Origin of the sequence: Nocardia sp. NPDC058666, assembly GCF_042714895.1 — a bacterium.
In the GTDB taxonomy this organism is placed as follows: Bacteria; Actinomycetota; Actinomycetes; order Mycobacteriales; family Mycobacteriaceae; genus Nocardia.
The window spans coordinates 63,761-81,004 of sequence record NZ_JBHXRY010000008.1; the positions used below are offsets into that span (position 1 = coordinate 63,761).

General features: G+C 64.0%; 15 protein-coding genes. 10 read left to right on the top strand and 5 right to left on the bottom strand.

Going from position 1 to position 17,244, the window contains the following annotated elements:
• Window positions 1-123 precede the first annotated feature (123 nt).
• From trpC to trpA, 3 genes are read left to right on the top strand one after another with little or no spacing between them, the layout of a single operon-like run.
• Window positions 124-945, top strand: coding sequence for an indole-3-glycerol phosphate synthase TrpC (trpC, locus tag ACFWVD_RS19015; RefSeq protein WP_379244479.1), 822 nt, complete (start codon window positions 124-126; stop codon window positions 943-945).
• Complete coding sequence (trpB, locus tag ACFWVD_RS19020) at window positions 942-2,207, top strand: tryptophan synthase subunit beta (RefSeq protein ID WP_379244481.1); 1,266 nt, start codon at window positions 942-944, stop codon at window positions 2,205-2,207. Before trpC ends, trpB begins: the two co-directional genes overlap by 4 nt.
• Window positions 2,204-3,004, top strand: coding sequence for a tryptophan synthase subunit alpha (gene trpA / locus ACFWVD_RS19025; RefSeq protein WP_379244483.1), 801 nt, complete (start codon window positions 2,204-2,206; stop codon window positions 3,002-3,004). The genes trpB and trpA overlap by 4 nt, the downstream gene beginning before the upstream one ends.
• 540 nt (window positions 3,005-3,544) lie before the next feature.
• Here the strand turns inward: trpA and ACFWVD_RS19030 are convergent.
• From ACFWVD_RS19030 to ACFWVD_RS19040, 3 genes are all read right to left on the bottom strand, one after another.
• Window positions 3,545-3,802, bottom strand: a complete 258-nt coding sequence (locus tag ACFWVD_RS19030) for a hypothetical protein (RefSeq protein ID WP_379244485.1) — start codon at window positions 3,800-3,802, stop codon at window positions 3,545-3,547.
• A 149-nt stretch (window positions 3,803-3,951) separates the two neighbouring features.
• Window positions 3,952-4,506, bottom strand: a complete 555-nt coding sequence (locus tag ACFWVD_RS19035) for a type VII secretion system-associated protein (RefSeq protein WP_379244487.1) — start codon at window positions 4,504-4,506, stop codon at window positions 3,952-3,954.
• 410 nt (window positions 4,507-4,916) lie between these two features.
• Window positions 4,917-8,006, bottom strand: coding sequence for a toxin glutamine deamidase domain-containing protein (locus ACFWVD_RS19040; protein WP_379244489.1), 3,090 nt, complete (start codon window positions 8,004-8,006; stop codon window positions 4,917-4,919).
• A gap of 1,807 nt (window positions 8,007-9,813) precedes the next feature.
• Here ACFWVD_RS19040 and ACFWVD_RS19045 point away from each other — a divergent pair.
• Window positions 9,814-10,008, top strand: a complete 195-nt coding sequence (locus ACFWVD_RS19045; RefSeq protein WP_379244491.1) for a hypothetical protein — start codon at window positions 9,814-9,816, stop codon at window positions 10,006-10,008.
• A 284-nt stretch (window positions 10,009-10,292) separates the two neighbouring features.
• Here ACFWVD_RS19045 and ACFWVD_RS19050 read toward each other — a convergent pair whose 3' ends face one another.
• The gene (locus ACFWVD_RS19050; RefSeq protein WP_379244493.1) at window positions 10,293-10,613 is read right to left on the bottom strand and encodes a type VII secretion target; all 321 of its coding nucleotides are present in this window, start codon (window positions 10,611-10,613) and stop codon (window positions 10,293-10,295) included.
• A complete protein-coding gene (locus ACFWVD_RS19055) occupies window positions 10,610-11,113 on the bottom strand; it encodes a YbaB/EbfC family DNA-binding protein (RefSeq protein ID WP_379244495.1) in 504 nt (167 codons plus the stop codon). Before ACFWVD_RS19055 ends, ACFWVD_RS19050 begins: the two co-directional genes overlap by 4 nt.
• 276 nt (window positions 11,114-11,389) lie before the next feature.
• Between ACFWVD_RS19055 and ACFWVD_RS19060 the strand changes: the two genes are divergently transcribed.
• From ACFWVD_RS19060 to ACFWVD_RS19085, 6 genes are all read left to right on the top strand, one after another.
• Window positions 11,390-11,938, top strand: coding sequence for a DUF3558 domain-containing protein (locus ACFWVD_RS19060; protein WP_379244497.1), 549 nt, complete (start codon window positions 11,390-11,392; stop codon window positions 11,936-11,938).
• A gap of 32 nt (window positions 11,939-11,970) precedes the next feature.
• Complete coding sequence (locus ACFWVD_RS19065) at window positions 11,971-12,366, top strand: hypothetical protein (protein WP_379244499.1); 396 nt, start codon at window positions 11,971-11,973, stop codon at window positions 12,364-12,366.
• Window positions 12,366-13,721 carry a hypothetical protein gene (locus tag ACFWVD_RS19070; protein ID WP_379244501.1) on the top strand — a complete coding sequence of 452 codons (1,356 nt, stop codon included), beginning with the start codon at window positions 12,366-12,368 and terminating at the stop codon, window positions 13,719-13,721. The genes ACFWVD_RS19065 and ACFWVD_RS19070 overlap by 1 nt, the downstream gene beginning before the upstream one ends.
• Complete coding sequence (locus ACFWVD_RS19075; protein WP_379244503.1) at window positions 13,718-14,494, top strand: ESX secretion-associated protein EspG; 777 nt, start codon at window positions 13,718-13,720, stop codon at window positions 14,492-14,494. Before ACFWVD_RS19070 ends, ACFWVD_RS19075 begins: the two co-directional genes overlap by 4 nt.
• 87 nt (window positions 14,495-14,581) lie before the next feature.
• The gene (gene lgt, locus ACFWVD_RS19080; RefSeq protein WP_379244505.1) at window positions 14,582-15,736 is read left to right on the top strand and encodes a prolipoprotein diacylglyceryl transferase; all 1,155 of its coding nucleotides are present in this window, start codon (window positions 14,582-14,584) and stop codon (window positions 15,734-15,736) included.
• A gap of 287 nt (window positions 15,737-16,023) precedes the next feature.
• Complete coding sequence (locus tag ACFWVD_RS19085; RefSeq protein WP_379244507.1) at window positions 16,024-17,166, top strand: RNA-guided endonuclease InsQ/TnpB family protein; 1,143 nt, start codon at window positions 16,024-16,026, stop codon at window positions 17,164-17,166.
• Window positions 17,167-17,244: the final 78 nt, after the last annotated feature.

Below are 17,244 nucleotides of genomic sequence, written 5' to 3' on the forward strand. Positions count from 1 at the left end.
CCCCGGCACCCCCGCCGCATCCACACGTGCGGGCGACCCTTATTCTTGATCAGCATCGGTGAGACAGCGCCTGAGGGGACTCTCAGGCGAGAAGTGCGTCTCCCCAGAAAGGATTCGAGCCAGATGACGGTACTCGACTCGATTCTCGACGGGGTCCGGGCGGATGTTGCCGCTCGCGAAGCCCTCCTCGATTTTCAAGCGATCAAAGCTGCTGCCGCCGCGGTCAAAGGACCGCTGGACGCACACGCCGCGCTGCACGAGGACGGTATCGGCGTGATCGCCGAGGTGAAGCGTGCCAGCCCGTCCAAGGGTGCGCTCGCCGATATCCCCGATCCCGCCGTGCTCGCCAAGGCCTATGAAGAGGGTGGCGCGCGGATCATCAGCGTGCTCACCGAGGGCCGCCGCTTCGGTGGCTCGCTCGACGATCTCGACGCCGTGCGCGCCGCGGTGAACATCCCGGTGCTGCGCAAGGACTTCGTCGTCGGCCCGTACCAGATCCACGAGGCCCGTGCCCACGGCGCCGACGTGATCCTGCTGATCGTGGCAGCGCTCGAGCAGGACGTGCTCGCGTCGCTGATCGACCGCACCGAATCGCTGGGCATGACCGCCCTGGTGGAAGTGCACACCGAAGAAGAGGCCGACCGCGCGCTGGAAGCCGGCGCCTCGGTGATCGGCATCAACGCACGCAACCTCAAGACCCTCGAGGTCGACCGCGACGTGTTCGCGCGGATCGCGCCCGGCCTGCCCTCGGAGGTCATCCGGGTGGCCGAGTCCGGCATCCGCGGCACCGCCGACCTGCTGGCCTACGCCGGTGCGGGCGCCGACGCCGTGCTCGTGGGCGAAGGCCTGGTCACCAGCGGCAACCCGCGTGCGGCGGTGTCAGAGCTGGCCACCGCCGGTGCGCACCCGTCCTGCCCGAAGCCCGCGCGCCGGAGCATTCGGTGACGGTGCTGCCCCCGGCGAGCGCCGGTGTCGCCGAGTACTCCGACTACGAACCCGACGCGGGCGGCCACTTCGGCGTCTACGGCGGACGGCACGTGCCCGAAGCGCTGATGGCCGTGATCGAAGAGGTCACCGCCGAGTACGACAAGATCCGCACCGACCGCGGCTTCCTCGACGAACTCGACCGGCTGCAGCGCGACTACTCCGGCCGCCCCTCGCCGGTGTTCGAATGCACCCGGCTGGCCGAACATGCCGGTGGCGCAAGGATCTTCCTCAAGCGCGAAGACCTCAACCACACCGGTTCGCACAAGATCAACAATGTGCTGGGCCAGGCCCTGCTGGCCAAGCGGATGGGCAAGACCCGCGTCATCGCCGAGACCGGGGCAGGCCAGCACGGCGTGGCCACCGCGACCGCGTGCGCGCTGCTGGGCCTGGACTGCGTGATCTACATGGGCGCGGTCGACACCGCCCGCCAGGCTCTGAACGTGGCCCGGATGCGGTTGCTCGGCGCGAAGGTGATCCCGGTGACCTCGGGTTCGCAGACGCTCAAGGACGCGATCAACGAGGCGCTGCGCGACTGGGTCAGCAACGCCGACGACACGTTCTACTGCTTCGGCACCGCCGCCGGACCGCACCCGTTCCCGCTGCTGGTGCGCGACTTCCAGCGCGTGATCGGCCTCGAGGCGCGCGAGCAGATCCAGCTCCCGCACCAGGCCGGCAGGCTGCCCGACGCCGTCGTGGCGTGTGTGGGCGGTGGGTCCAATGCCATCGGCATCTTCCACGCGTTCATCCCCGATGCCGCCGTTCGCCTCGTCGGTTTCGAAGCCGCGGGCGACGGTGTCGAAACCGGAAGGCACGCAGCCACTTTCACCGGTGGCACGCCAGGCGCGTTCCAGGGCGCCTACTCGTACCTGCTGCAGGACGAAGACGGCCAGACCATCGAATCGCATTCGATCTCGGCCGGTCTGGACTACCCGGGTGTTGGCCCCGAGCACGCCCATCTCAAGGACATCGGCCGCGCCGAATACCGGCCCATCACCGACACCGAGGCCATGGACGCGCTGCTGCTGCTGTCGCGCACCGAGGGCATCATCCCCGCCATCGAGTCCGCGCACGCTGTCGCGGGCGCGTTGAAGCTGGGTAAGGAACTGGGCGAGGGTTCGGTCATCCTGGTCAACCTGTCCGGTCGTGGCGACAAGGACATGGACACCGCCGGGCGCTGGTTCGGTCTGTTCGATGACGACGCACAGGAGCACAACCAGTGAGCCCGCAGTCCCGCCTCGCCAACACCTTCGCTACCGCGCGCAGTGAAGGCCGGGCCGCCCTGATCGGCTACCTGCCCGCGGGCTTCCCCGACCTCGCCGGTTCCATCGCGGCGTGCCGTGCCCTGGTCGAATCCGGTTGTGACATCGTCGAAGTCGGCGTCGCCTACTCCGACCCGGTGATGGACGGCCCAGTCATCCAGGCCGCCGCCGAGCAGGCGCTGCGCAGCGGCGTGCGCGTGCGCGACGTGTTCTCCGTGGTCTCCGCGATCGCCGACGCCGGTGGTCAGGCCGTGGTGATGAGCTACTGGAACCCGGTGCTCAAATACGGCGTGGACACCTTCGCGCGTGACCTGGCCGCCGCCGGTGGCGCGGGCATGATCACCCCGAACCTGATCCCCGACGAAGCCGACGACTGGTTCGTCGCCTCGGCGACGCACAACCTGGACCGCATCTTCCTGGTCGCCCCGTCCTCGACCGAAGAGCGTCTGGTCAAGACCCTCGGAGCCTCGAGCGGCTTCATCTACGCGGCCTCGACCATGGGCGTCACCGGCGCCCGCGACGCGGTCTCCTCGGCCGCCCCCGCCCTGTGCTCGCGCATCCGCGCCCACTCCGACATCCCGATCGGCGTCGGCCTCGGCGTCCGCTCAGGAGCCCAGGCCGCCGAGATCGCCGCCTACGCCGACGGCGTGATCGTCGGATCCGCCCTGGTCTCGGCCGTGCCCGAGGGCCTCGACGCGGTACGCGCCCTGACCGCGGAACTCGCCGAAGGCGTCCGTTCGGCGACCGTCCGGTCATAGTCTGACCAACGATGCCCCCGCCGCCGATGCGCGGTCGGGTCTACCGGCCGTACGCGCGGCTCGTCCCGTTGGACGGTTGATCACCACGCTCTGGTCGTGGACCCTTCTCGGGCGATGCTCTGCTGAGAGCGTGGTGATCATTCGTCCAGAACGGGTGTCGTCATGTTTTCGACCTGGATGGTTCGGGCCACGGTCACGCGTTGGTACGCCACTGAACCAACGTGAATTGCCGATACTTCTTCGGTTAGCTGACACATATCTTTCGAGCTGACCGACGGCGGAAGCTGCGCCAAATCCACTCGCCATCAACCTAACTCATCGAAGCTTCCGGCAACCTTCATATCGAAATGTCCTCTCATTCTGTAATTAGCAGAAACACTCGCCAGTAGCCTTCATTCGGTCTCGCTGATTGCGGGCCGGGTCCATCGATCGTTCTCGATCCGGCAGCTCCAGGTCCGCGACCGCGCCCTCGAATTTGGGCAATTTTCACGCCACCAGTGATTCGTGTGCGACCTTATTGCTTGTGCCCGCCTGCGTGCTTCACAAGTTGTAGATCTTTTCCTGCATTTCATCGCTGATGCTGTCCAGTTGATCATCCGGAACTGAGGGCACCTCATATCCGAACTCGGAGATTCTGTTCATGAACTCGATAGGAAGAATGACGTGGTATCGAGAGAAGTAGTATTGAAGATCAGATCGCCATATCCATTCGCCGTCGGTGTAAATCGAACTTGCACCCGGAATGCTCACGTCTGAGTTGAATATATCTCGCGGCGCATCCATAATTGCTGAGATCATGTGCCCGTTGGTGAGGTATCGAAATATTTTTTCTGAGTGCACAACTGGCTCGCTCGCAACGCTATTTCGGATGGATCTGATCGGTGAAACGCTGAGCGGCCAAAATTCTGTAAAATTCCCTGCTATATACATCGTTGCGGGTGGTCGACTCAGGCCAGTCGCAGCTTGTCGATTGGTATGCGAACAGTGATCGAGGAGCCCGGATTTATTCTGAGAAGAATACCATCCGGAAGTGCGTGCAGCAAGGATGGGAATGCAATCTCATCGATCTCGGGACTGCCGACTATAGCAGCTTCCATATTAGTAAATACATCTACAAATGAGGAATCGGCGTCGGTATATATCGGCAACTGTTGAGGTGCGGTGGTCCTGACGAATACAGTGGCATTCATCAGGGCTCGGTTCACCTCACGATCGGATCCGTATCCCGTTGCGGATAGCTGCATCGCAGCCTCAACTGGATCGCGGGGAGCTGGCATCGCGAGCGTTATTGGTGACGGTTTGTAATTTTTGTTTACATGAAAATGGTCGATCACGCATCCGTCGTCGTCGACCTTCCATGCACCCTCGATTCCGTATGGTGGAACGTTGTCCTTAGATTCGAAATACGGATCTAAGGCATATATCCACCCCCCTGGCCTGGTTAGGGCTTCGGCCCGAATCTCGTCGGTAATGATCCTCTCGGGGGATCGGTCATTTCCCATTTCTCAGGCCCCTAATTCTCGCGGTAAACTCGCGCTGTGCGGATGTGGTTGCGAGACGTCCATACTCCCCTTCGGGCACGTCTGCGAATATTTCAACCACGGTTGGCCGAGGACCGCCGGTCCACCGGTATGCACGAATTCCGCCGACCATATTGAGCTGTAGTCCGCTCGGGTATACATCAATGCAGGCACCCTCTATCGCGGGCTCTAAACCCTCGGGCTCCAGGTTATCTCGCACATCGGACAATGCCTCGAATGCGCTGACAGCCGTGCGCGCGTAGGTACGTCCTGCGGCTGTGATGCTCACAGTGTAATCCGTCCCGTTTAGAACGCAGACCGCGCGGCCCTTGACGGGAGAATTTCGACCAATAAGGACGATGTCCCGTTCGCGAACAGGAATTTTGCTGTGGCTATCCACTCACGCTCCTCGGGTCATAGTTCGGATTCCTCACAAAATCGCCCAGCTCCCCTGTTGAATAATTGTACGGTCGTGCGCCAAGTATGTCCTCGCGGGGTATGCCGCCAGGGAAGGCGATTTCTTGCTCGTATGAGGAAATGTGAGGTCCCAATGTTTGATTGACATCAATACCTCCGGGTGATTCTATTTCGTAAGTGTAATGTCCTCCGAATTCTTCGCCGATATCATCCCTTCGTGATGTCCCAACAAAGACGGAAGACGTGTCGTTTTCGACATAGTCTACAAGGTCTGTATGTGAAGCGTCCCTCGGCTGGAAACCTTCCTCGAAGATTACGTCCGGGGGGCGGTTGTCACTACGGTATAGACGCTCATTGGTTGTTCGATTGTGCACATCGATGCCATACGGCTGCGGATCGCTGTCCACTTCTGCGCACGGTTCAGCGGCGGACAGATCGTCGGGGTCGCTCGGCTGGTTAGATCCCACCGCTCCTCGACTGATCGCACCATTTGAATCGAAGTCCGCCGACTCCGATTGGATAGGCGATCCGCCTTGCGGATCGGAGGCTGTAGTGGCCCCGTTCGGGTGGTGGGTTTGCCATTGGCCGTCGGGGGGAATGCGTGGACGGCGAGTGTTGTCTGGGTTGGTGATAGCGGAAGCGCTGAAGACGTTTCCGTTGGCATCGGTCCAGGCAGCTTGGGTCGGCGCGAGGACTTCTACGCCCAGGTGTTGGGCGAGTCGGTCGGCGAAGCCGTTGGTGGAGGCGTCGCAGCCGATGAGGCGGATGGGGGTGACGCCGTCCCAGTTGGAGCGGCGGAGTAGGTCGCCGTATTGCTCGGGGGTCAGGGTTTGGCCGCCGATGATGGCGTGGCCGTCGGGGGTGATGTGGGTGTCGGCGGTGAAGCGGGTGGGGTCGGCGGGGACTCGGTGGGGGAGGTCGCCCATGGTGGGGTCGCCGCGGTGGTGGGAGATGCCGGCGGGGGTTTGTTCGGCGTGGTTGTTGTGGATGGCGTCGAGGTCGACGGTGGGTTCGGTGGTGGCGGACTCGGCAGGGGTTTCTGGGGTGGTGGCGTGCTGGTCGGCCCATGATGGTTGTTGACCGCCGGTCATGGTGGCGCGGTCGATGTCGGCTGCCAGTTGTTGGATGTCGGTGGGGGTGAGTCCAGGGGTGTTTTGGGTTGGGAGGCCGAGGTTTTGGCGGATGGTGTTCGCGAGGTCGGTGGTGGGGGTGTTGCTGAGGTCGAGGTGGATATCGGCCTCGGCGGGGTTGGTGACGGGGACGACGTCGACCATTACCCAGTCGCCGTTGGGGAATCGGTGGCCTTGGTTGAGGGCGTGGTCGATGGTTTGTTGGGCGCTGTCGGTGATCGCGTCGAGGGCAGTTTGGGGTAGGTCGGGGTCGCCGGTGATGTGGGCGGTGACGCGGATGACCTGGATGGGTTGGCCGAATGCGTTGGGATAGCGGGCGACTTGATACGAACGTCCGCCGTAGGGGTTCACGCGGGTCGATCGGTCGTTTTCGGGGGTTCGAGGGCGCAGGGATTCTCGGGCTTGCCGGGTCTGGTCGGCGTTGGCGATTTCCTGCGGGGTGAGGCTTGTGCCGGCGATGGGGCTGTTCGAGTCCGGCGTGCCGGCTAGACCTCGAACGTCTCCGTTGTCGGCCACGTGCCGTTGCGCTGCTGACTCCACGCCGCCCTCGCGGCCACCATCGGTGCCAGGGGTGTGTACGGAGTGGTTTCCAAGGTCGCTTTGTTGATGGTCAGATGCAGGTTCTCCGTTGACGGCGGGGTTGTCGTTGTCGACTCGACTGTCACCAGGTACTCGATCGTCTCCTGGTCTTGCCGGAGCTGTTGCAGTGTCAGCCGATTCAGTGGTGGGTAGACCTGTTCGGCTCGCAGCGGATTCCCCGTTTCGATCGCCGTGTCGTACATTTCCCCGATCGTCTCCAACGCCAGGCTCGGCTGGGTGGTAACCACCCCGGTCTCCTTGTCCACTACGTAGCTCGCCAGGCCTAGACCCATCCCCTTCTCGACCTCCGCCGGGGTCAGAATCTCGCGGCAGATCCATGCGTGTCGGCTCTGGAGCACGCTGAATTCCCGTGTCGGGAATATTCGTGCCAGGTACTGCCGCAGTTGTTCCGCTGTTCGGAGTTGTAGCGGTTCCATTCGCTGCTCCCTGCTGGTCGACCGTCATGAAAGTGAACGAAGTGGACTGAGAAGTCAGGCTCGCCGGGGGTGTGTCGGAGAATGTCGACTGCTGCGGATCCCACCAGACAGGTCCGCTGGCACCGATCGGATAGACGATAGTGGTTGCGTGCGACCCGCCTGCCTGCCACGAGTTGATGACCAGCGCCGACGAACCGGGCCCCATCTGGCTGATCCAGTCATGAAGAGCTTGAAATTGTTGAGGGACAGATTGATTCGGACTCGCGAAGGTCTGCCATTGACCGCCGAGCCACGCTTCGGCACGCCTCGGACCGTGTTCTTCTCCTCGCCGGCTGACTGTTCCGTCGGCATCCAGATCGATGGTTCGGGGCGCGGCGACTTCTGGCCTGCCGTTGAACGATGACAGTGCGGACAGGGACGCGTCCAGGCAGTTGATGTTGCGGCCGGGGACATGTGGCCCACCGTCGTTGATCAGGCCCCCGTAGGGGTTTGTTCTCGGGTCGGCACCGATCATGAACCGGTTTCCGTCGCGGAGGGCGTCTTCGACCGCGTGCTGGTACTGGGGTATCTCGACGCCGCGCAGGTAACCGGGGGCGAATACGCGCGTGCGTGGCATATCGGGCAGTGGGGATGGCGTGTTGGCTCGGGCGATGTCGTTGCTGATCGCGCGGAGGTCGTCGGGGCTCAGAGGCGTATCGGGGGTGCTCCGTGGCAAGCCCATGTGCTCGCGGAGGTCGTTGGAAAGGTCGAACGGATGTTGCTGCAAGTTCAGCCGCAGATCGGCGGCATCCGGGTCGGTCGTCAGCTCGAGATCTACCAGGAATTGGTCGCCGCTGCGGAGCTCCTGGGCGTGATTGAACGCGGAATCCACTGCGCGCTGGGCAAATTCGATCTCCAGGCTCAGCTCGGCCGCAGTCATCAGGTGCGCGTTGGGGATGTGGGCGCGGATGGTAGCTACCGAGACCCAGCGGCTGCCGACCTGGTAGCGGCGAATTCGGTAGGAGGGGCGTGGGTGGGTCGGTGTCTGATTCGCGTCGACGGTGGTGGTGCGGCCGTCGTGGGGTGGTTGAGTACGCAACGCATCGCGCAAGGGGCGGGCGTCGGGGCTGTAGCCGGGGTCGGGGGGTTGGTGAGCGGGCGTCGGTGTCGGAGTTGTTGTGGCCGTGACCGTTTGGGTGAGGTTGACGGTCGGAGTGGAGGTCGACTGCTGGTTAGGGCTGGTTGCAGGGGGTGTCTCGCGGTCCGCTGGCGTGGTTGTTCGCCGAGGCGGGGGCGCAGTCCGATCGGACGGCGCAGTCGAGGTTGCACCGTTTGGTGTTGTACGCACCGGCGGAGGTGTAGTTGACCGCGGGGAAAGCGGCGGTTGGGTGATCGGGGGTGGGGAGGTCGGCGCAGTGCTGGGCGGTGTGGGAGTTGTTGTGGGCGTGGGGAGTGCAGTTTGAGGTGGGGGAGCAGTTGCTGTGGTGGCGGTCGCCGTTGAAGTGTCTGTGGAGGTCGGGCGGGTGGTTTCGGGAGGGGTGGTGCTGGGGTCGTTTTGGGTGGTCTGGGATGGGTTCTGTTGTGCGGTGGGTGGAGTGGCTGGGTTGTTGTCGGTCGCAGGACTTTGGGGTGCGGGGTCCTGGGAAGGGAGATCCAGCGATGAGGTGGGGGCGTTGGGCGTTTCGGTTGTTGGGGTGGTCGCTGTAGGGGTATCGCTGGGAGACTGTGGGCTGGGGTTGGTGGGGGTTGAGGGTGCGGTCTCGGTAGGGCTTTGGGTTTCGGTGGGGGCGTTGCTATTCGGGGTCGACTGAGTTGCGTCGCCCGTTGGCGTGGGGCCGTTGGAGTTCGGGCTGGTTGGGGTGGTGTCGCCTGGCGTGGATGCCGGTTCTGCGGGGTTGGGGGTATTCGTGTTCGGTGATGCCGGGTCGCCAGTGGGGGAAGTTCCGTTCGCGCCGTTGTTATTTGGGGCTTCGGAGGAAGGGGTTCCCGCTGTCGGGGCCTCGGGTGTGCCGTTCTGTGGGGAGGGTGCCCCGTTGGTCGGCGAGCCCTGGTCACCTGGGGGTGTCGAGGGGGATCCGGTGTCGGTGCCGGCAGGTGTGGTGGGGGCGACGTTGGTTGGGTTGCCGGTGTCGGTGCCGGCGGGAGTGGTCGGTTCGCCGCCATTGGCTGCGCTGCCGTTGTCGGGGCTGGCTGGTGGTCGGCCGCCGCCTTCTGGCGGCGCCTCAGTGCCCGAAGGTGTTGTTATATCGGGTGTTTCGGTGTCGAGCCCGGGAACTGTCGGGGCCGTGGCCGTTCCGCCGTGACCGCCTGATTCCAGCGCGGTCTGTACACCTCCGGCACCGGCACTGGTGAAGGTATCGACACCGAAGTCGAGCTGGAATTCCCGATCGTACAAAGCCGCGCCAGCGCCCGCGGCGGCTACCTGGGCGGACACATCAGCGCCGAGTTCGGTGACCGTGCCGCCCACTATCTTGCCCGCGACTTTTCCCGCGGTCGAGGACGCGACGTCGCCCAGAGCGCCCGTGCCACCACCCAAAACCCCGCCGACCGCGCCGCCGACCGCGCCTCCGATAGTCGCCAGACTGAAGTCCTGCCAACCGAACTTGTCTGCAGTGCGGTCACCGTTGGAGACCTGGATCATTCGCGCGGCCAGATCGAGGCCACCTTCTTCCAACGCTTCGAAAGCCGCGCCACGCAACGCTAATCGCGCGGCGGCTTTCGCGGCGGCACGGGAGAGCATGCGGGCGATGAGTTGTTTGATCGCCATCCGGATCGTGACCTGCGCGGCGACTCGTGCGGCGACCCCCGCGACCGCACCGACACCGGTCCACGAAAAGGCAATCGCGGCACCGATTTCGACCGCGGTGACAATCATCGTGCCGATGATCACCAGCTTGGTGTGCTCGATGTCGTTGGCGCCATCGTCGAGCAGCTCGGCCTGAGCTTCACACCATTTACGGACCGCGGCGAACGTTGCCTGGTCTCCAGACAGCAGTTTGTCGCGAAGAGTCGCGATGGAAGTATGGGTTTCGCCTTCGGAGATCGCCGAAAGCACGACATTCAAAACTTTCGCGGCATCGTCGTCGACGGTGTCGAGTGTGTTGGCCATCGCGGTCCAACCGTCAGCGACCCTGCGCATCGCGGTCTCGTCGCCGTCGGGCCAATCACCGGCTCCGAGAACATATTGCGCGATCCACTGCAGTTCATCGGGGATATTGATGCCCATTTACAGCGAACCCGCCGCCTGGCCGATTTCGCCCGCGTGGTTGGTGTCTTGGGCTTGGAAAGCGTTGGCGATGGTGACCATGTTCTCGCCCAGTTGGGTCATCGTCGTCGCTAAACCGGTTACCGCTTTCTGGCCGGGTTCTACGCCGGGGGTGTAGTTCTTCGCGAACGCGGCACCGACCTCGTCACCGCCCCAACACTCACCCTCGGCGGCGATGACCGCGGCCAATGCTCGAGCCGCAGTGGTGATCGTGGACGCGACCGACGCGAACCCGGGTTGGGTGTTGCGCAGGCCGTCGGGGTCGACGTCGACCGAGCTCATCGCAGGTAGCTGCGGTTGCGGAAATAGTCGCCTTCTTCGTCGTCGGAATCATCGACGAGAGTTTCCGGCGCCTGCACCACGGGTTCGGGCATCGGCGGTGGGGGCGGGGTCAGGCTGGCGATGAGGGTTTTTATGCTCGGAGCGCCGGGGACCAGGTCGGATAGGTCGGGCATCGACGCGGAAAGCGGTGCGAGAGCTTGTGTTTGGGCCTGTGTGGTTTGGCGGGTCAGTTCCGTGAGGGCTTCGGTGACCGAACGGCCCAACGATTCCGGTGTCGTGCGTTTGAACGCGTCGGCGGCGATGTGGACTTCCGAGACGCCCGCGATCGTGCCCGACGCACGGACCAGGCCGTCCTGCGACCACACGCTCACCAGCGCCGAGGCTTGGGCTTGGGCGTCGAGCAGGGCGGACTTCTCGGAGTTGAAGGTGTCCAACATCGAATCGATCTGCGCGCGCAACGCGTCGTTCTCCGCCCGAGTGGGGGCCGACCAGTCGTTCATGAAGCCTCGATCCGATAGACAGCACGTTCACGATATTGGACGCACGAAACCAGAATCCGGTTGCATGTTGTGACGGGGATCTCACTAGCCGGCCGCCGTGCAACATCGTTGGCGCGTAGGTCACTTCGGGCCGCAACCGCCATCTCGACGTGCCGGGTAGGGTGATCGCCACGTGATTTCGAGATCGGTGGGAACCGGTAGGCCGCCCGGTGCGTCCAAGAGGTAGACGGGATGTCCTGGAGGGTTCGGCGAGGGAGAGCTGTGCGAAGAGGTCAGATGGTTTCGGCTGTCATGGGCGCGGTCGTGACGTTGCCGATGCTGGTCGGTTGCGGTGGTTCGACAGGTGGGTCGGCTGAGCCGACTACTCGCAATATCGACGAGATCATCGTCTACAACGTGTGCCGGGATCCGGGGATCAGCGATGAGGCGTTGCGGGCGGCGGGGCTGGACCCGGCAACGAAACGGGTGTTCACCGATCCGCCGACTGGAGTGTCGAGCTTCCGGGCATGCAATTGGAAGCCACTCGATGAACGATACGGACCCGTGAACTACCTCGCGTACGTGTACTCGACCAGTCATACGTTGCAGGAGCTGCGCGAGAAGGAAAGCTCGACCGTGCTGGGTGAGACCACCGTCAACGGTCGACCGGGGTTGATCAGCAAGGAACGCAGCAACCCTGAGGGGTGCTACGTCAACTTCAATGCCGAACAAGGCATGTTTCAAGTCAGCGTCAATTGGCTCAGTGAGTACAAGTCTCGCGAAGGTGACACCTGTGCGATCGCGGCCCGTCACGCCGAGGCTATAGAACCGTCCTTGCCGAAGTAGGCTGTCGGGAGTTCGGGGAAAGGGAGAATCGTATGGGTGGGGTCGAAGACCAGCATGCCTACTGGACACAGCTTGGGCAGCAGGCCGTCGCCGGGGTGTTTCGGATGGAACCCGAGCTCGGGGAGGCGCTCCGCGCCGCAGCCAAGGTCTACGCCGAAGGATTGGAAATGGCTAAGATTGACACGGCCGAGTTGGCCAATCTGACGGGTTGGGGTTCGTTGCCGTCGGCGAAGGCCTTGCGCGTCAAATTCGAACAGAAGGGCGTCGGTGGTGGTTCCGACCCCAATGACAATGCCGCGCAACGCATTCAGGACCACATAGACATCGCGTGGCTACAACACGACACGTTCGCCGCCGCGATCGGAAAGCTCGAGCTCGTCGACGAGGAGCGTGCGGCACAGTTGCGGGCTGCGGGAGAGGGCGTCTGATGGGGTGGGGTTGGGAGGAAACCATCGGACTTATCCCTATCGTTGGTGGCATCCTTCCGAGCGGCATCGGCGGGTTTCGGGAATCGCACGAGGCCGCGACCGAGCGTGGCCGACTGGGCGATGCTGCCTCGGATCGATGGGCTCCAGACCGCGCCATCATCAACGACGAATACCAGCGGCTCGGCGGCAACTTCGCGGGAACGCCCGCAGGGAAAGTTGTGGAGCCGGAAGGCTTCGGAACCTGGCCACACTGGATGATCTACAACAAGCTCAACGCGGCGGATGGCGATCCCGGAGTTTCGGCCGCCGATATCAACGCCGGTGCCGACGCCTGGCGTCGGTTGACCACCACGGTCGACGAACTGGTCACGACCTACGATGCCACGATCGCGCGGGTGATCGGCGACATGTGGTCGGGTCAGGCCGCCAACGCCGCCGTCGACGGCGTGCGGGAGTACGCCACCCAGGCCAAGCAACTGCCGACCGCGTTCCAGCTCGTCGCCAATGGGATCGATCTGATGGAGGGCTACCTCACCCAGGCGAAGATGGCTATCCCCGAGCCCGAGGAGCTCAGCACCTGGGACAAGATCGCGGGAACCATTCCGGGCGCTGGGCTGCTCAAGAGCGACAGGCATCAATACAACGAAGCCGAGGCCGCAGCCCAACAGATCATGACCACTGTTTATTCGCCGGGATCGGTGCAGGTCGACGGACAGACCCCGTTCTTGCCGGTCGCCAAGAACACCCTCGGCGAACTCGGCGACGGTGACCGAAATGGCGGCGGCCCTGGAACGTCCCAACCAGGTGGTGGCGATACCGGCGCACCGACAAACCCGGCGACCGCGGCCGCGCCCACCACACAGGACCCGGGCACGGGCGCTCCGGAAACCGCCGAACCGAACTCGGAGATTCCGACTGACGCCGGTGGCGACGGCACGACACCGGCATCGACCACACCGGAAACAACACCGACCACCCCGGCAGGTACGCCGGTTGCCACTCCGAGCGGCGGCACACCGGTCGGTTCGGGTGCACCCGGTTCGGGGTCGCCGTCGGGTGGTACCCCCGGTGCCGGGATTCCCGGCGCGGGCAGCCCTGTCGCCGGTGTTGCGCAGCCGGGTAAGCCTGGCGCCGGATCAGCGGCCGGGGTAGGCAATTCGGCTGCTGCCCGAAGCGCTGGCGCGGGAACGCGCGGAATGTCAGGAATGCCAGGAATGATGGGTGGCGGCGGGCGCGGCAAAGGTGGCGACGACGAGACCGAGCACAAGATTCCCGACTACCTCATTCACGAGCGTGAGTCGGAGTTGATCGGTCAACTTCCGGCGGTCTTGCCGCCCGGCGGGGTCATCGGTTGACCGACAATCTCGCTCCCGGCCTGCGATACCAGTTCGACGGTCTCACCTTCGAGCTCGCACTCCAAGCCAATCGCCGCGACCGGTTCCCGTACCCGCTCAGCTACCGGCGTGAGTTCGCCGAATATCGAGCTGACGACGAGCGTCGACGTGGTGAGGCGGGAATGCGCCTGCGCCGGATCTACGACGAACAGATGCACGCCATGTTCCAGGTCCTGCTGGAACCGCAGGCGCGGGTAGAAATCGAAGGCGTGCACGGGCCGCAGTCTCGAGTTCTGCGCGTCTACGTCGGTATCGCGGGTCCGATCGCGGTGCTGGCAGCCCAACAGCCCGGACCCACCCATGCCCACGGCGGCGACATTGTCGTCTCGACGCATCGCAGCACCGGCATCGCCGCTGACATCACCGCCCGGTTGCCACGCTTGCATGCTGGTGGCCAATCCCGCTTCGATGGCAGACGTGGCGACCTCGATACCCCGGTTTACGCCCGCCACCCCACGCAGTTGTCCCCGACCGAACACCTACGCCGCTTCTTCCACCGCCCGCGCGTCGGCGGCGGCGAGATCACTGTCTATCCCGGCTTCCAGATCGATGCCCGCCCGACTGATGACGGGCGCGCGTTCTGCTGGCTCGACTACCCCGACGACGGCCGTTACCTGCTGCAAAATCACGACAGCGAGAACTTCACCGTAATCCCTGGTGGACCAGAAGAACTCGTGCGCCAGATCGGAACTCGCATCGACATCGTCAGCCGCCCATCGATGACCGCGTGGTAATCGACCAGGGGTTCTGGGCGTTGTCGTCATGTGGGGGACCACGGCCGTTCGGGTCACGGTCACGCATTGGCACGGCTCTGAACTAACGTGGTGGCCGTGAACTCAGTCCTGGCTTACATTCCGAGTCCGCCCCAGGGGGTCTGGCAACTCGGACCCTTCCCGCTTCGGGCGTACGCGCTGTTCATCATCCTCGGCATTGTCGTGGCCATCTGGTGGGGTGAGCGCCGGTGGCGCGAGCGTGGTGGGCAGCCGGGGGCGATTCTCGATGTCGCGATGTTCGCGGTGCCGTTCGGGCTGGTCGGCGGCCGGATCTACCACGTGGCCACCGACTGGCACAAGTACTTCGGCGAGGGCAAGCATCCCATCGAAGCGCTCTACATTTGGCAGGGCGGCCTCGGTATCTGGGGTGCGGTGGCCTTCGGTGCAGTCGGTGCGTGGATCGGATGCCGGATGTACAAGATCCCGCTGCCCGCGCTGGGCGACGCGGTCGCACCCGGTGTGCTGCTGGCCCAGGCGATCGGCCGACTCGGCAACTACTTCAACCAGGAGCTCTACGGGCGCCCCACCGATGTGCCGTGGGGTCTGGAGATCTACGAGCGGTTCGATCCCGAAACCGGGGCGCGCGACATGATGAACGGGGTGTCGACCGGGCGGGTGCTCGAGGTCGTGCAGCCCACGTTCCTGTACGAGCTGGTCTGGAACGTGCTGATCGTCGTGCTGCTGGTGCAGGTGGACAAGCGCTTCAAGATCGGCCACGGCCGACTGTTCGCGCTCTACGTCGCCGGCTACAGCTTCGGCCGGTTCTTCGTGGAACTGCTGCGCAGCGACGAGGCCACTCACATCCTCGGCATCAGGATCAACTCGTTCACCGCGGCGCTGGTATTCCTCGGTGCCATGGCCTATTTCGCGTTGGCGACGAAGGGGCGCGAGACACCCGCGCAGCTGCAACCCGACGGTGAGCCGCGCCCGTGGCCGTGGCAGCTCTCCGCGCTGCGTGCCGCCGGCGCGGCCGACAACGCGGCCGCTGACTCGGATTCGACCGCCGTCGACGTCACGAAAAAGGCGGATTCGGCTGCGCCCGAGTGTGATTCGACCAAGTTCGGCGAGGCGACCGCGCATGTTGCGAAGCGCGCTGGCGGCGAGGAATTGACGCAGACGGCCGAGGTTGATGCTGATACCGCTCGTGACCAGGCCGAACAGGGCGAAGGTGGGGACGTGACGCAGTCGCTGAAGAAGGGCTGACCTCGCGACGGGTGGCGGTATCGACGGGCGTCGGGCAACATAGCCGACGCCCGCGATTTATCGATCGAGTGTCGCGGACAGTCAAGGCGGAACCTGAGAAGACAACGGCCGGTCGAGATAACCACGACTGACCGTAATCGCCGTGGTTGCACCGCCGTTCGGCCGTTGCATTGGCCGGGGGTGCGACGGGATCTCGCGCGAATGTCGGGGAGAAGTGCGGCGGGACCTGTCGTTCACGGCGAAACAGCAGACGATGAGTGAAAAACTAATGTTGTACCATCTCACCTATGGCCTCGAGGGTGGTGAAGCGGGCTTACAAGTACCGCTTCTATCCGACGAGCGAGCAGGCAGACCAGCTCGCTCGTACTTTCGGCTGCGTCCGCTACGTGTACAACCGGGCCCTGGCCGAGCGTTCTCGAGCCTGGACCTGCGAGCAGCGTCGTATCAACTATGTCGACACGAGCAGGATGCTTACGGGGTGGAAGCGCGACCAGGAAACCAGTTGGCTCACCGAGCCGTCGAAGGGGCCACTGCAGGTCGCGCTCCAGCATCTGCAAGGTGCTTTCGACATGTTCTGGCGCAAGCGGGCCGCATATCCAAGATTCAAGAGGAAGGGCAAATCGAAGGATTCAGCCACCTACTTCTCGAACTGTTTCACGTTCCGGGATGGCCAGATCCGGCTCGCCAAGCAGGCCGAACCGCTGGATATCCACTGGTCGCGTCCGCTGCCGTGCGGGGCGGTGCCGTCTCAGGTGACGGTATCGAAGGACTCGGCGGGCCGCTACCACATCGCAATTCTGGTCGAGGAGACGATGCCCTCGCTAGCCGCGTCGAGTCGAACGGTGGGGGTGGATGCCGGGATTACGTCGCTGTACGCGTTCTCGACCGGGGAGAAGGTGCCCAATCCGAGGTACGAGAAGAAGGATCGAGCCCGCCTCGCGAGGGCGCAAAGAGTGTTCGCCAGGAAGGGGAAGGGTTCGGCGAACCGGGCAAAAGCCCGAGTGAAGGTCGCCCGAATTCATGCGCGGATCGCGGACCGTCGTCGCGATCATCTGCACAAGCTCTCGACTCGGTTGGTACGCGAAAACCAAGTGATCGCGATCGAGGATTTGAGTGTGCGGAACATGGTCCGGAATCGTCGCCTAGCTCGCGCGATCTCGGATGCATCATGGTCGCAATTTCGGTCGATGCTGGAGTACAAGGCGGAATGGTACGGGCGCACTGTTGTCGCGGTCGACCGGTTCTATCCGTCGAGCAAGACATGTTCGGAGTGCGGTCGAATCAACGATGCGATGCCGCTGCAGCTTCGGCAATGGACCTGCGTTTGCGGCGTGTCCCACGACCGGGATGTAAACGCCGCCAAGAACATACGGGCCGCTGGGCTGGCGGTCTTGGCCTGCGGAGATGGTGTGAGACCGTCCCGCGGCTGACGCGGGAAGGCTGCTATCGATGAAACAGGAACCCTCTGCTGTGAGGCAGATACCCGGCCCTTCATGGGCTGGGAAAGT

Coding starts and splice junctions, on each gene's coding strand:
- ACFWVD_RS19065 (WP_379244499.1), top strand. CDS start 11,971: ATGGGTGGGGTCGAAGACCAGCATGCCTACTGGACACAGCTTGGGCAG.
- ACFWVD_RS19040 (WP_379244489.1), bottom strand. CDS start 8,006: ATGACTGCGGCCGAGCTGAGCCTGGAGATCGAATTTGCCCAGCGCGCA.
- ACFWVD_RS19060 (WP_379244497.1), top strand. CDS start 11,390: ATGGTTTCGGCTGTCATGGGCGCGGTCGTGACGTTGCCGATGCTGGTC.
- ACFWVD_RS19055 (WP_379244495.1), bottom strand. CDS start 11,113: ATGAACGACTGGTCGGCCCCCACTCGGGCGGAGAACGACGCGTTGCGC.
- trpC (WP_379244479.1), top strand. CDS start 124: ATGACGGTACTCGACTCGATTCTCGACGGGGTCCGGGCGGATGTTGCC.
- ACFWVD_RS19070 (WP_379244501.1), top strand. CDS start 12,366: ATGGGGTGGGGTTGGGAGGAAACCATCGGACTTATCCCTATCGTTGGT.
- ACFWVD_RS19085 (WP_379244507.1), top strand. CDS start 16,024: ATGGCCTCGAGGGTGGTGAAGCGGGCTTACAAGTACCGCTTCTATCCG.
- ACFWVD_RS19045 (WP_379244491.1), top strand. CDS start 9,814: ATGAGTTGTTTGATCGCCATCCGGATCGTGACCTGCGCGGCGACTCGT.
- ACFWVD_RS19030 (WP_379244485.1), bottom strand. CDS start 3,802: ATGATCTCAGCAATTATGGATGCGCCGCGAGATATATTCAACTCAGAC.
- ACFWVD_RS19050 (WP_379244493.1), bottom strand. CDS start 10,613: ATGAGCTCGGTCGACGTCGACCCCGACGGCCTGCGCAACACCCAACCC.
- ACFWVD_RS19035 (WP_379244487.1), bottom strand. CDS start 4,506: ATGGGAAATGACCGATCCCCCGAGAGGATCATTACCGACGAGATTCGG.